Source organism: Natronolimnobius sp. AArcel1 (assembly GCF_011043775.1).
In the GTDB taxonomy this organism is placed as follows: Archaea; Halobacteriota; Halobacteria; order Halobacteriales; family Natrialbaceae; genus Natronolimnobius.
The window spans coordinates 142,481-155,464 of the sequence record NZ_JAAKXY010000006.1 but is presented as its reverse complement, the minus strand read 5'-3'; the positions used below and the strand labels follow the sequence as shown (position 1 = coordinate 155,464).

Below are 12,984 nucleotides of genomic sequence, written 5' to 3'. Positions count from 1 at the left end.
CTTAGGCCACCTCCACGGATGGGCCCATCGTCGTCTTTACGTAGACGCCATCAATGTTCTGTGGGCCCTTCTCGAGGTCAGCGTGCAGACGTCGCAAGATGACGTCGATGTTGTCAGCGACATCTTCGGCGTCCATGTCTTCGGAGCCGACGAGCGTGTGGAACGTTCGTCGGTCACCGGAGCGAAGCTGCACGGTATTTTTGAGTCGGTTGACAGTCTCGACGACGTCGTCGTCGGGAGCGAGCGGGTCCGGCATCTTCCCTCGGGGGCCGAGAATGGTACCCAGGTGCCGGGCGATATCTTGCATCATCGCCTCTTCGGCGATAAAGAAGTCCGTCTCGTCCGCCATATCTTTGGCTTCGTCGTCGTCCAGATCGGCCACATCGCTGACAGAGAGTACGTCGTCCGCAACGTCTTCGGCGCGGACTGCAGTCTCTCCATCGGCGATGACGACAATAATCGTTTCCTGGCCGGTTCCGGACGGCAGGACGATAGACTCGTCAACACGATTCGACGGTTCGTTCAGGTCAAGGTCGCGCAGATTAATCGCGAGGTCCACCGTCTCGGTAAAGTTCCGGTCGGGTGACTCCTCGAGTGCGCGAGCCACTGCGGTTTGAATATCCGTATCTGCCATCGTTCACCTCCGTAGTACGCAGGGTTGCTCCTACGGGTCAGTGAAACAGGCTACGCCTGTCTCCCTTGAACGAAATGCCATGGCAAACTTAAACCCGTCGAACTGGCGGTCCCAGCGCTCGAGACGCATTCGCAGGGCATCGAGCAGAGACACAAGCAGAATAGAACATTTCAGACTGATCGAAACTAATATTATACGATGAGTTGTATGATGTGTCTATGTGGGCTGTGGATGTGCTGATCGCTGGGGGAGAATCGACGCCATTGCTGCTAGCCGGCACTGGATTCGAGGCATACAACGATGTCTCGCCGCCTGTGCGCGTGGGCGCACAGTTTGTGGGAACACTCGTCGTTGCACTGGTCGTCCTCGGACTGTTTCAGGAATCTGGGCCGCGGTCGGTGCGGACCGTTCGCCGAAGTCCGGTAATCTCGACATGTATTGGCTTGCCAGGCGCACTTGTCATAGCTGGACTCGCCCAGACTGGCTACCTCCTCCTTGGAACGAGTCTTGGGACGTTCTTTGGCATCCCATTCGTTATCCTCGGCGTGACCGTGTTGCCCGTTCTGACCGCACTGGGCCTCGTTGCAGTCGGTCAGACGATCACGGCTCGAGTCGGCCGAGACGGCCTCGGTGCTGGTGTTCTTGCTGGAAGCATTCTCGCAGGAATTGCCGGTCTCTCGCTTGGAGTGACGCTCGCGCTCGCGACCCTTGGGGTCATACTCGGCGTGGGTGCCGGGGCACGCGTCCTGTTCGCTGCGAGCGGGTCGACACAGCCAGAAGAACGGACTGTGCCACCCGCGAACAAAATCTGAGACGTGCCATCGCTGTGCGAAAAAAGGCGTCACAAACGGTTTGTCACTCGAGACCAACATAGCTCGTAGATGCGCGTCGCAACTGCGGACTCGCGAGTGGCATGGGCATCGTTGTCGACGCGTCACTGGCTTGCAATCGGGTTTGCAGTCGTCACCGCGCTTGTCCACCTGATTCTGGGACTCGAGTTTCTGCCACACTGGATGGGCATTGCGTTTCTCGCTACGACCGCCGGCTTTGCACTCGGCATCGCACTTATTCTCTTGAACATCGCTCGCCAACTCGTGTATCTCGCTGGCATTCCGTTCACCGGCGCACAAATTGTTCTCTGGTACGTCCTCAACGAACCAACGACAGTCGCCGATCTGTCGGCGCTCGAGGCGATTGACAAAATAGCCCAAGTGTGCTTGCTCGGTGCCCTTATTGTGCTGCTTCGACGCGACCGACAACCACGCGAACCCAACCATGAGTGACTCACTGCTTGAGGACTCGAGCGGACAGCAGGTGCGGTCACTATGGGGCCGGGCAACGCTTGGGCTCTGGCTCGGTGCTTGGGGACTGGTGATTGCACTCGAGCGCGCCACGGCGGGCGACATCGTGTCCGCACACTTTCTCGCTGTCGTCGGCTGTACCATCGGCCTCGTGAGCGGCATCTTCTTTCGGATCGTGTCGAAGACGACTCGTACTGCAGGGTTAGAGCCAGTTACACTCGCGACGTGGGTGACTGTCACACGAGGGGCAGCGATCGTCGTCCTTGCTGGATTCATCGTTGTTCCGAGTCCGGATGGACTGCTGGCATGGCTGCCAGCGCTGTTGTTCGCGGTGGGTGCTGCACTCGATGCCGTGGATGGCTTGCTTGCCCGACGGACCGGGACCACGACGATGCTCGGCGCTCAGTTCGATGTCGAAACGGATGCGCTGGTCGTCCTCGTCGGGACGCTTGTCGCCATTGCGACCGAGGCGGTTCCGCTGGCGTTTCTCGCAGTCGGTATCGCTCGATACCTGTTCGTCTTTGGCAGTTGGTGGCGACGGCGACACGGTCGACCAGTCTATGACCTCCCAGAGAGTCGACTCCGGCGACCACTGGGCGCACTCGCGATGGTCACCATCTGGCTTGCCCTGTTGCCCCCAGTTGCTCCCGGACTCTCGCGACTCATTGCACTCGTCGTGATGGTCCCGTTCGTGCTCAACTTCGCTCGAGACTGGGTCGCCGTTGCAGGCTGGCATCGGTAAGACGAAGATAACGGGTTCGAGTGAGCGTGCAAGCGATGGGAACAGAACAAACGGTAAAGTGACGCCTCACCGAACGAGATGATAGTGTGAACAATCACGATGTCGCGACATGGATGGGCGCGTTCCAGGGAGGCGAGTGCCGGTGAGTGCGCGAACCCTCTACTTTACCGCACCACAGACGGTTGCTGTTCGACGCCACACACTCCCTGAGCCCAGCCCGGATGAGGTTCGCGTCCAGACGCTCGTCTCCGCGATCAGCGCCGGAACCGAGGGACTGCTCTATCGCGGCGATGCACCGAGTAATCTCCCGGCTGATTCGGAACTCGAGACCATCGATGGCGACTTTTCCTTTCCCCTGTCGTATGGCTACGCCACCGTTGGTGAGGTGACTGCAGTCGGCGAGAACGTCGCAGAATCGTGGCTCGAGCGCCGCGTTTTCGCGTACGTCCCGCACCAGAGTCATTTCTGTGTCGCCCCAGACGAGTTGCTCGTCGTGCCCGACAACATCTCGACTCGCGAGGCAGCGCTCGTTGCGAATCTCGAGACCGCAGTGACGTTTCTGCTTGATGGTGCGCCGCTGCTTGGCGAGCGTGTCACCGTCCTTGGACAGGGCGTCGTTGGGTTGCTGACGACAGCCTTACTCGCGGAGATGCCACTCGAGACACTGGTCACGTTCGATGCCCACGAGCGCCGCCGCCAGCGCTCGGAGTCTCTCGGTGCGGACGAGTCGCTGGATCCAACAGTGACCGGGATTCGCGACGGCGTCGAAGCCGTCGCCGGTAAGCGGGCTGATCTGACGTACGAACTCTCGGGTAACCCGGATGCACTCGACGGCGCAATCGCAGCAACAGGATTCGACGGCCGCGTCATCGTTGGCTCGTGGTACGGCACCAAGCCGACGACACTCGATCTCGGCGGCCACTTTCACCGTGATCGCCTCGAGATTTCGAGCAGCCAAGTGAGCACGATCGATCCCAGCCTCCGCGGGCGCTGGTCGCGAGAGCGTCGCCACGAAGTCGTCTGGGACTGGCTCCGACAACTCGAGATCGACCCGCTGTTGACACACGAGTTTTCACTCGAGGAGGCCGACCAGGCATACGAACTGCTCGAGGAGCGCCCGGATGAGGCAATACAGGTGCTGTTGACCTACGGGACAGACTGAGCGGTGTTATTGTAAGGGGGAGACTTTACTTTCATTGGCCGAGACTGTGTCAGTTATGTACGAGGTTTCCGTGTCGCGGTCGCTCATTGCACATCACTATCTAACGGTGCCTGAGCCGGGTCCAGAAGGCGAACTGCACTCCCACCACTTTACCGTTACCGCGACAGTGTCTGGACCAGCACTGAACGAGTACGCCTATCTGGTCGATATCGACGCAATAGAGGAAGCCATGACCGACGTTGCTGCGTTCTACCGGGATCAAACACTCAATGACCTCCCCGGGTTCGAGGACGGAAATCCGAGTGCTGAGCGCTTTGCAACGGTGTTCGGCGACCGCCTGCTTGCTCACTCCGCTCTCGAGACAGACGGTATAACGGACCTTCGCATCGAAATCGAAGAAGACGACGTGGCAACGGTTGCCCATCAGCGCACACTCTAATGCACGTTGGCCTCGTCATCGCTGGCGACCTCGAGCAAACATCGGGTGGCTACCGCTACGATCGGAAACTCGTTGAGTACCTCGAGCGCCAGGGCGATACGGTCGACGTCCTCTCGCTTCCGCCCAGAGCGAAACACAACGGAGGCGACGAATCAGTGGATCTTGATGAGTCGATTCGGTCGCAACTGAACCAGCCCTATGACGTGTTGATAGAGGACGAACTCTGCTATCCAACACTGCTCAAGTACAATCCCGATCTCGATGCCCCTGACCGAATTGTCTCGCTCGTCCACCTCCTCGAGTCGGCTGGCCCTAGCGTCACTGACCCACAACGTCACATTCGCGAACGCCGCTATCTCGAGTCCGTTGACGCCGCCATCTGTACAAGTGAGTTCACTCGAGATCGAACGACCGATTGCACGGCACTTCCAACCGCCGTCGTCCCCCCGGCAGGCCGCCATGAAACCGCTGCTGTCTCGGCTGCGACCGTCAACGGGCGCGCTCGAGCAACTCCGCTGCACCTCGTCTTCGTCGGCAACGTCATCCCGCGGAAGAACCTTGAGACGGTCGTCTCAGCACTCGAGACGCTGTCCCAAGATACTGAGTGGGAACTAACCGTCGTCGGCAGTACGGACGCAGCACCCGAGTATGTCGCCGAACAGCGCAACCGCGTCGAGCGTGCTGGGCTGACAACCCGCGTTACGTTCGCCGGCCACGTCACTGATGAGCGCCTCGAGTCTATTCTCGAGCGCGCACACGTTCTTGCTGTCCCATCGCGTTACGAAGGGTTCGGCATGGTGTACCTCGAGGCAATGGAATACGGCGTTATTCCGATCGCGAGCGCCGTCGGCGGGGCAAGCGAACTCGTCACCGACGGCGAAAACGGCTCCCTCATCGACCCGGACAACGTCGAGCGACTCGCAAAAACGATCGAGGTACTCGAGCGCGACCGAGACCAACTCGCTGCACTCGGCCAGCAAGCGCGTGCGACTGCGGTTTCACAGCCGACCTGGGACGAGCAATTGGCGACGTTCCGAGCAGTACTCAACGCGTGGCACAGCACCGAGGAGTCACAACTAGCGTCGGCCACACCAACAAACACGCGAGGTGGGCACTGATGCAGGCCTATCTCGAGGCCAAACGGACCGTTGACGACCGAGCGCTCAACCGGCGCGTCCTCGAGCGATTACAGGCCGAACTGACTCGAGACGAACCGGTTCGGATCGTCGAACTTGGTGCCGGAATGGGAACGATGCTCCCACGACTTGCCGAGTGGGGGCTACTTCCCGACCGCGTCAGCTACCACGCTGTCGACCACAACGCGACAACCATCGAGCGCGCACAGGATCGTCTCCCCGCCGAACTCGAGGCGCGTGGGTACGACGTCTTGCGGTCGGATAAATCCGGGACTGCGACGTTCGTTGCGCATCCCAACGAGGACCACCTCGAATCGCCAAACAGCCAGTGTTCACGCCTCGAGGTCACCCTCGAGTGTGGTGATGCGCTCTCACTCGAGCTGACAGCAGATCTCATTATCGCCGCCGCGTTTCTCGACCTCGTTGATGCCGACATCGCGCTGCCGGCAATCGAATCCATGCTCGCAGATGGCGGGCTGTTGTACGCACCGATCACCTACGACGGTGCGACCGGATTCGCCCCACGCGATCCCCTCGATAGCCGCCTCGAGCAAGCATATCACCGGCACATGGACGAGTACAGGTCAGGCGGTCGGAGCGATGCCGGCCGCCACCTGCTGTCTGCACTTCCTGCTCGCAACTGGGACCTTCTCGAGTCGGGTGGTTCCGCCTGGGTTGTCCGCCCACGCGAGGCTGGCGAGGGCTATCCACACCGTGAGGCGGTCGTCGTCGAACACATCCTCGAGACGATTGATGGGGCTGTGAGCGAGGTGCTCGTCGATGAACCAGAGATAGCGACCGCACGTGAGCTAGAACGCTGGCTCGAGCGACGACTAGCCGAACTCGAGCGTGGTGAACTCGTGTATACGGCGGCGAATCTGGATATACTGGCGCGCCCGCTGCAGTAAATAGCGCAGTTGTGACTCGCGAGAACCGGGAAAATGGGCTGAAAACGAGCCCGTCAGTTGTCGTGTTATCGCGTTTTAGGCGTCGGCTGCGAGAACAACGAAACGCAAGCGTTTCGAGCGCTGGCTTTGCTTACGCGTCAGCCAGAACAACGGAATACTCGCGATGCTTGCATTCTGGGTGCTCGCGAACACGCTTCCGCTTCGTTCGCGAGAATACCGAAAACCTCACTTCGTTCGGTTTTCGAGCGTTGTCCTCGGCTTATGCCTCGACCAACACGTCGTCGTACTCGCCAGCGTCGACTTTCGCCTTGAACTCGCGGGCATCGTCGCCTTCGATGGTAACGCCCATCGAAGCGCAGGTGCCGACGACTTCCTTGGCGGCGTTTTTCGTGTCGTAGGCGAGCAGGTCTGGGTGTTTCTGCTCGGCAATCTGTTTGACCTGATCGACAGAGAGGTCAGCGACGAAATCCTTCTGCGGTTCGCCACTGCCAGTGTCGAAGTCAGCCTCGTCTTTGACGAGTTCTGCCGTCGGTGGGACACCGACGTCAATCGAGAACGACCCGTCGTCCTCGTAGTCGACGGTAACAGGCACTTCAGTGCCGTCGAACGCTTCGGTCTGGTCGTTAATCTCCTGTACAACCGCCTGAACGTCGACGGGCGTCGGACCGAGCTCGGGACCGAGTGGCGGGCCAGGGTTGGCCTGCCCACCCGGAACGAGCACTTCGATGGTTCCAGCCATATCAGTCACAACCCGTGCGCGAGTTTTAAGGGTTGCTTTTTCGCGCAGTCAGGCCTGTGACAGACTGACGAACGCATCGCCTCGAGAACGGTTACGGACTAACGACCTCGTCTCGCCACGTTGCATACGACTTGAGGACGTGTTCCTCGTCGAATCGTTCGATGCAGGGGACGTCGTGTGGGTGCAAGTCCATGACGCGCTCGACCAGTGCGTCGTAGGCCTCCTCGGTCGTCTTCGCGAGCAAGATGACTTCGTCATCGTGGTGAATCTCGCTCTCCCAGCGGTAGGTCGACGTCGTCGGAACGCGATTGACGCAGGCGGCCAGTTCTGCCTCGACGAGTGTTGTCGCAAGCGATTCAGCGGCCGCCGGTGGGGCCGTAATATAGACGGTTGGCATCGGAAAGTCATACGCTCGAGTGTACAAAAAGCCCGACGCTGTGCTGGAGACGGCGCTCGCGATGGTTCGAGCAGAAGTGTACTGCAGATTACTGGTCGGCGACGGGATTGAACGTGCCGTTGATGTCCCACTCGTGGAGGCAATGCGGGTTTCCAACCTGTTTTTCGCCGTCTTTGCGCGCGAGTTGCCACGCGCCGAGTTCGTCGTCCCATCGTTCTTCACGGTCGCAGCGTTCGCAGATGCGGGCCGTTGGAGATCGTACCTGTGCGCTCATTACCGGCTGTGTGCACTGAACGCATATAACGCTATTCGTGTTGAGCGAAGTATGGTCCCCCGTCTCGAGAACAAACGGAATACATTGCCGACAGCACGGCTACATGAACGTATTTGTGACCGTCACGGAACCTGGTCAGTAGCGCTGGAGACTCGAGTGGGTGTGCTCGACTGATTTTCACGTTTGGTATTTAGGTACAAAATACCAAGAGGTCGGTCTTAGTTTGTGTGACCATGGCATACGGTCTCGACCTCGGCCCGGACGCGGTTCGGGCGGCACGCGATACCGACAGGGGGATGGAAATCGACGCGTCACCGCTCAGTGGTGGTTGCGACGCTGGCAGCGCCGGCGCTGGCGAGGTGGGTGAACGGACGAGTGTGGAACAGACCGGGGAGGCGGGCGAGATCGACGTGGACACGCTTGCGGCTGTTGTCGACGCCACTCTTTCACTCGAGTCGGACCTCGAGGCGCTCTGTTACGCGATTCCGGCACCAGTTGGAACGAACGACGTCGCGGCAGAACGCTATCGTGAGGCAGTCGATGCAGCTACTGCAGAGTACGACGTCTCATCGACGGCGATTGATCGCGGGTTCGCGGTGATCTACGACCAGCTTTCGGACGACAAATTCACCGGTCTCGGTGTCTGTCTCGGGCAGCAGACAACGACGGTTTCGCTCGCGTACTACGGTGTCCCGGCACTCTCATTTGCCGTCCCCATCGGCAGCGAGTGGGTACTCGAGCAGGCGGCAACCGAGTGTGACGCCACCCGCGAAGCAGTTGCAGACACCATTGAGACGTTCGTACTCGACCCAGACACCGCGGGTGAAACCGAGCAAGCACTGGCCCAGGCCTACGATGCGGTGATCGCCAGCATTCTCGAGGAACTCCTCGAGCGAGCCGACGACGGGACGGTTCAAGAGAGCGTTGCCGTGCCGGTCGCAGTCGCCGGTCCGGGCGCAGTCGCCGGCCTCGAGTACCTCATCGGCGGTCGCTTCGACGCGGCCCCGCTCCCGTTTTCCATTCGAGGTGTCCGATTCGCAGAGACACCCGCCGAAAGTGCCGTCCGTGGCGCAGCCACAGCGGCCGCGGATGATGTCGACGGGACAATCGAGTGGGACGAACTCGAGGCGACGGCGACCGCCGACGCAGGCGGTGTCGACTCGAGCGACCCTGCTGAGGGTACTGACACAACACTCGCGTTCGACGACGAGGCTGTAACCGACGCCGATCCGGCACAGAAGGCAATAGACGACCTGTTCGACCGACTCGGCGACCGGGATGCCGAACTCGAGGCGCTCAGAACCGACCTCGAGCGCGTCGATAGCTCACTGACTGCAACGCTCGACCAGCTCTCCGACCAAACCGCTGCCGTCGAAGCCGAACTCGAGGAAACCGCCTCGACAGCTGCGAGTGAGATGGAACTCGAGGCACTCGAAGACCAGGTCAACACACTCGAGGAGGATATTGCAGAAATCGAACGCCAACTCGAGACACGTCGGGAGGAACACGAAACGCGTGTAGCGGCCGTCGATGACCGACTCGAGGAAACCGCAGCGACTGCTGCGAATGAGGCGGACCTCGAGGCACTCGAGGATCGAGTCGAACCCCTCGCAGCGGCAGTCGATGACGACTCGCTCGCCGAAACGGTGGCCGCGCTCGAGGACGATCTCGAAGGGGTTGCTGAGCAGCTAGAGACGACGGCAACGCAAGCAGGGGTAACGACGCTCGAGAACACTATCGAGTCGCTCGAGCGCCGCCTCGACGACCAGTCGGACCAGTTCGAGGGGCAAAATTCCCGTCTCGAGGGTGTGTCGGGTCGACTCGAGGAACTCACAGCACGGATTGACGCCGTGGCTGGCGAACTGGACGAAGCGCGTGCCGCGCACGAAACACGAATTGAAGAGATGGAGCAGTCGCTCGAGGCGGACCGTAAGGATCTCGAGCAGTCGCTCACAGCAGATATCGAAACCGTGGAAGGCACGCTGGAAGCGATGCTCGAGGATACGGACGCGTCACTCACAGCGGACCTCGAGAGCGTCGAAACGACACTGACTGACAACCTCGAGAGCGTCGAAACAACGCTTACTGACGACCTCGAAGCACTCGAGACGACTGTTGCAGACCTTGAACCAATCGCCAGTCGAACGTCGGACCTCGAAACCGAACTTCAGGAAACCACGGCGGCCGTCGAGAGCGTGACAGACGATGTCGAGACGCTCGAGTCGAGCATCGAAGATCTCGATGAGCGAACGGCAGATGTCGCGAACGAGGCTGACCTCGAAGCACTCGAGACCGAGTATGACGCGCTCGCAGACGAGATTTCGGCGCTCGAGGCACATCTCGAGGATAGACACGACGAGCACGTCGTCCTCGCGGAAACGGTAGAGTCGCTTGCGGCGACAGTCGAGGACCTGCCGGACGAAGCGACCAGTGTCTCCACAGCAGCGGTCGAATCGCTCACGGATCGACTCGCGGCACTCGAGGCTGACTTCGAGGCGCAGACCGAGCAGTTCGAAGACCGCACGAGCCAGTTGGACGCGCTCGAGGAGACAGTCGAACGAGTAGCAGCGCTTTCGGAGGAAGTCGACGACCTCGCAGCCCAGGCCGACACCAGCGACCTCGAGTCCACGATTGAAGCCCTCGAGGCGCGCCTCGACTCACACGCTGACCAGCAGCCGTCGCCAGAGATGGGGAGCGCGCTCGAGGACCGATTGTCGTCGCTCGAGGAGAGCCAGTCACAGACGCCGGAAGCGGCCGAGGTAGTCACGCAAGAGGAGTTTGAGACACTGCAAAGCGAGCTACGGGATGTTCAGTCGCGTCTCTCCGAGATGGACGAGGCGGACGAGGATGACAAGCGCGAAACGATCCAGCGCGCGTCACTCGTTCCCCCAATCGCTGCCGGTGGCGGAAGTGCGGGCCTGGTTGCCGGTCTCGTCGCCGTCTTTGGCGGTTCAGGAATGGTCGGTGCCGGCGCACTCGTCGGCGGCGCACTGTTGCTCGTCGGAGCGATAGCAACCGCTCGCGAAGAATAAGGCGCTTTCCCGTGTCGATTTTTTAGGGAGACTGCAAGACGGCTCGCGGTCGCTTCGGGATAGACTGACAGTCGCTCGGCCGAATCGACAGTCGGACCGGGCAGGCACTCAGCGACTCGAGCGCATTACGACGACTCTGCCTCGGTCTCGAGAATCTTGCAGTGGCTGGTATATAACGGGTGTCCACAACGGACGTCAAAAAGCCGCTGCGTCGTCTGCTATCGGTCCGTGACCCAGAGCAGGAGGCCGAGTACGGTGGCCATGGCGACCGAAACGGCAAGCACCGAAAACGCTAGTTGGAAACTCGCGGTTTCGGAGAGCACGCCGACGAGTGCCGGTGAGATCGCCCCTGCACCCATGAGAAGCGTTCGAACGACGCCCAGTCCGCCGCCAGCAACGTCGTCCGGAATTGCACTCATCAGATAGGCTCCTCTGACGGGGCGAAAACCGTGTGAGCCGATGCCGACCGCGACGAGTGCGACCCCGAGGGCGACTGGATTCGCGGTTTCAGTCAGCGCGATGAGTGTACCGAGCGCGACCGTTGCAAGCGAGAGTAAAGCGACGATGATCGGCAATTGACCGAGTCGATCACTGAGTTCGCCGGTCCCAAGCTGAACCAGACTCGCCAGGAAGAACGCGCTGTAGAGCAGTCCCGCCGTCGCATCCGTGAGATTGGCTGCGTCGGTCAGGTACAGCGGTGCGAATGCGACGAGACCGTTGTAAGTGAACGCAAACAACACCGTTAGCAGGGCAAACACCGAAAACCGCCACTCGCGAAACAGCGTCGCGTACTGGCCGACTGCGAACGCCTCGCGAAGCGCGGGCGACGCATCACTCGCCGTTTCCTCCGGCACTCGGGTCGGAATGCGAACCCAGAATGCGACTGCGAGGACAAGTCCGAGGACACCGGTTACCAGAAAGATGAGCCGCCAACTCGCGCCGAACGCGAAGTGGACGCCTGCAACCGCGACGACGGCAGTCGGCGCGATCACGCCGCCGAAGGTGCCGAACGTATCGAGAACGCCCAGTGCCCGCCCCGTCCGATGGGGATAGGCTCGAGAGAGGAGCCGAACGGCGACGGTTTTGTGTGCGCCGGTTCCTGCGCCCATGACGAGCATCGCTCCGACGAGAACCACAAACGGGGAGTCGACGACGAGTACCAACGACGCACAGGCTGCAAGCAACACGCCTGCCGTGACGACGGAGACCGAGCCAAGCCGATCAGCGAGCACGCCCGAGGGAAACTGCATCGCGGCATAGACGAGCATGAAGCCGGTAAACGCCAGCCCGAGGTCGGCGTTCGAGACGCCGTAACTCGCCTGGAACGAGCCGAACAGCGGCGGGAACGCATAGCGAAGAAATTTCGCGAGAAACCAGATTGCAGCCGTCAACACGAGCACGTCGGCTCCCGTGAGGCGGCGAAGCGTTCCCCTCATTGATGCATCCACGCGTGTGAACTGACGAGAAACCACCGATGCGAACCGACTGTGAGAGCACACCTCACGAACGAGATATCGACTCGAGAATAGACTCCTCGACAGCCGCATTCTGTCCGTGTTAATGAAATCCAATTCCTGGCCCATGCGCGGACTAAAATAAGATTTCCATGGAGCATAATGCCCGATTAGTAGTAATTCGCAAGCTAAATCCTACTTTTGGAATACATTTATGTAGTTCGTTGTGGACAGCATAGATATGGCAGTGAATGGTACTCGAGAATGGACGGATCCCGTAACGTGTCCCTTCTGTGGCGACCACTTGTCGTCTCCAGGTGTCGGGTTTGTCGATCATGTAAACGAGAGTGGTGCGTGCAAACAGGAGTTCGATCACTGGCGCGAAAACATCGCTGGTGACCTCGCCGGAGAGTGGAGTGGCTAAGTCACAGCGAGGATCGCTACCACTGACGGCCGCTGACACACCATATTTTGGACGAATATCCAATATTAAACCACAATAGGGGTGAGAGTATTGTATAGATTGATGCACAAGCGTCCCTACAGAACATTCTTTTGTGTGGTATGTTCCCACAGTTCTATGGTCTACACGGACCCATACACACCGACCCGTTCGCGGTACGAATGCCGACGCTGTGGCTACCGAGAATCGACCGACTCGCTCAGATCCTGTCCCGAGTGTAACGGGCAGACACAAAACATCGCCGTTGGGAGGGAGTAAGTCCCGACCCCTGCGGCGACTCTCACTGTGGTTCCACGTTTTTGT

General features: G+C 60.2%; 15 protein-coding genes. 10 read left to right on the top strand and 5 right to left on the bottom strand.

Annotated elements, in window-relative coordinates:
* Position 1 precedes the first annotated feature (1 nt).
* Positions 2–634 carry a 50S ribosomal protein L1 gene (locus G6M89_RS18435; protein ID WP_165163373.1) on the bottom strand — a complete coding sequence of 211 codons (633 nt, stop codon included), beginning with the start codon at positions 632–634 and terminating at the stop codon, positions 2–4.
* 218 nt (positions 635–852) lie between these two features.
* Between G6M89_RS18435 and G6M89_RS18430 the strand changes: the two genes are divergently transcribed.
* The 7 genes from G6M89_RS18430 (at position 853) to G6M89_RS18400 (ending at position 6,322) form a co-directional block, all read left to right on the top strand.
* Entirely contained in the window at positions 853–1,446 is a 594-nt protein-coding gene (locus G6M89_RS18430; protein ID WP_206335624.1) for a hypothetical protein, read from the top strand.
* A gap of 69 nt (positions 1,447–1,515) precedes the next feature.
* Positions 1,516–1,917, top strand: a complete 402-nt coding sequence (locus tag G6M89_RS18425; protein WP_165163372.1) for a hypothetical protein — start codon at positions 1,516–1,518, stop codon at positions 1,915–1,917.
* Complete coding sequence (locus G6M89_RS18420; RefSeq protein ID WP_165163371.1) at positions 1,910–2,677, top strand: CDP-alcohol phosphatidyltransferase family protein; 768 nt, start codon at positions 1,910–1,912, stop codon at positions 2,675–2,677. The genes G6M89_RS18425 and G6M89_RS18420 overlap by 8 nt, the downstream gene beginning before the upstream one ends.
* A gap of 142 nt (positions 2,678–2,819) precedes the next feature.
* Positions 2,820–3,839 carry a zinc-binding alcohol dehydrogenase gene (locus tag G6M89_RS18415; RefSeq protein ID WP_343162662.1) on the top strand — a complete coding sequence of 340 codons (1,020 nt, stop codon included), beginning with the start codon at positions 2,820–2,822 and terminating at the stop codon, positions 3,837–3,839.
* Between the two features lie 55 nt (positions 3,840–3,894).
* Positions 3,895–4,278: a 6-carboxytetrahydropterin synthase gene (locus G6M89_RS18410; RefSeq protein ID WP_165163369.1), complete on the top strand. Its 384-nt coding sequence runs from the start codon at positions 3,895–3,897 to the stop codon at positions 4,276–4,278.
* Positions 4,278–5,396, top strand: a complete 1,119-nt coding sequence (locus G6M89_RS18405) for a glycosyltransferase family 4 protein (RefSeq protein ID WP_165163368.1) — start codon at positions 4,278–4,280, stop codon at positions 5,394–5,396. The genes G6M89_RS18410 and G6M89_RS18405 overlap by 1 nt, the downstream gene beginning before the upstream one ends.
* Complete coding sequence (locus G6M89_RS18400; RefSeq protein ID WP_165163367.1) at positions 5,396–6,322, top strand: class I SAM-dependent methyltransferase; 927 nt, start codon at positions 5,396–5,398, stop codon at positions 6,320–6,322. The genes G6M89_RS18405 and G6M89_RS18400 overlap by 1 nt, the downstream gene beginning before the upstream one ends.
* A 259-nt stretch (positions 6,323–6,581) precedes the next feature.
* Here the strand turns inward: G6M89_RS18400 and G6M89_RS18395 are convergent, their stop codons facing one another.
* The 3 genes from G6M89_RS18395 to G6M89_RS18385 form a co-directional block, all read right to left on the bottom strand.
* On the bottom strand, positions 6,582–7,061 hold the full coding sequence (locus G6M89_RS18395; protein WP_165163366.1) for a 50S ribosomal protein L11: 480 nt from the start codon (positions 7,059–7,061) through the stop codon (positions 6,582–6,584).
* Positions 7,062–7,152: 91 nt separating this feature from the next.
* Positions 7,153–7,458, bottom strand: coding sequence for a divalent-cation tolerance protein CutA (cutA, locus tag G6M89_RS18390; RefSeq protein WP_165163365.1), 306 nt, complete (start codon positions 7,456–7,458; stop codon positions 7,153–7,155).
* An 88-nt stretch (positions 7,459–7,546) separates the two neighbouring features.
* The gene (locus G6M89_RS18385) at positions 7,547–7,732 is read right to left on the bottom strand and encodes an HEWD family protein (protein WP_165163364.1); all 186 of its coding nucleotides are present in this window, start codon (positions 7,730–7,732) and stop codon (positions 7,547–7,549) included.
* Positions 7,733–7,965: 233 nt separating this feature from the next.
* On the opposite strand from G6M89_RS18385, the gene G6M89_RS18380 reads away from it, so the two are divergent.
* A complete protein-coding gene (locus G6M89_RS18380; protein WP_165163363.1) occupies positions 7,966–10,764 on the top strand; it encodes a hypothetical protein in 2,799 nt (932 codons plus the stop codon).
* Between the two features lie 218 nt (positions 10,765–10,982).
* Here G6M89_RS18380 and G6M89_RS18375 read toward each other — a convergent pair whose 3' ends face one another.
* Entirely contained in the window at positions 10,983–12,200 is a 1,218-nt protein-coding gene (locus G6M89_RS18375; protein WP_165163362.1) for an MFS transporter, read from the bottom strand.
* Positions 12,201–12,459: 259 nt separating this feature from the next.
* Here G6M89_RS18375 and G6M89_RS18370 point away from each other — a divergent pair, with 259 nt between their 5' ends.
* Both G6M89_RS18370 and G6M89_RS18365 read left to right on the top strand, forming a co-directional pair.
* Positions 12,460–12,642, top strand: a complete 183-nt coding sequence (locus G6M89_RS18370; protein WP_165163361.1) for a hypothetical protein — start codon at positions 12,460–12,462, stop codon at positions 12,640–12,642.
* A 102-nt stretch (positions 12,643–12,744) separates the two neighbouring features.
* Entirely contained in the window at positions 12,745–12,939 is a 195-nt protein-coding gene (locus G6M89_RS18365; RefSeq protein WP_394352376.1) for a rubrerythrin-like domain-containing protein, read from the top strand.
* Positions 12,940–12,984: the final 45 nt, after the last annotated feature.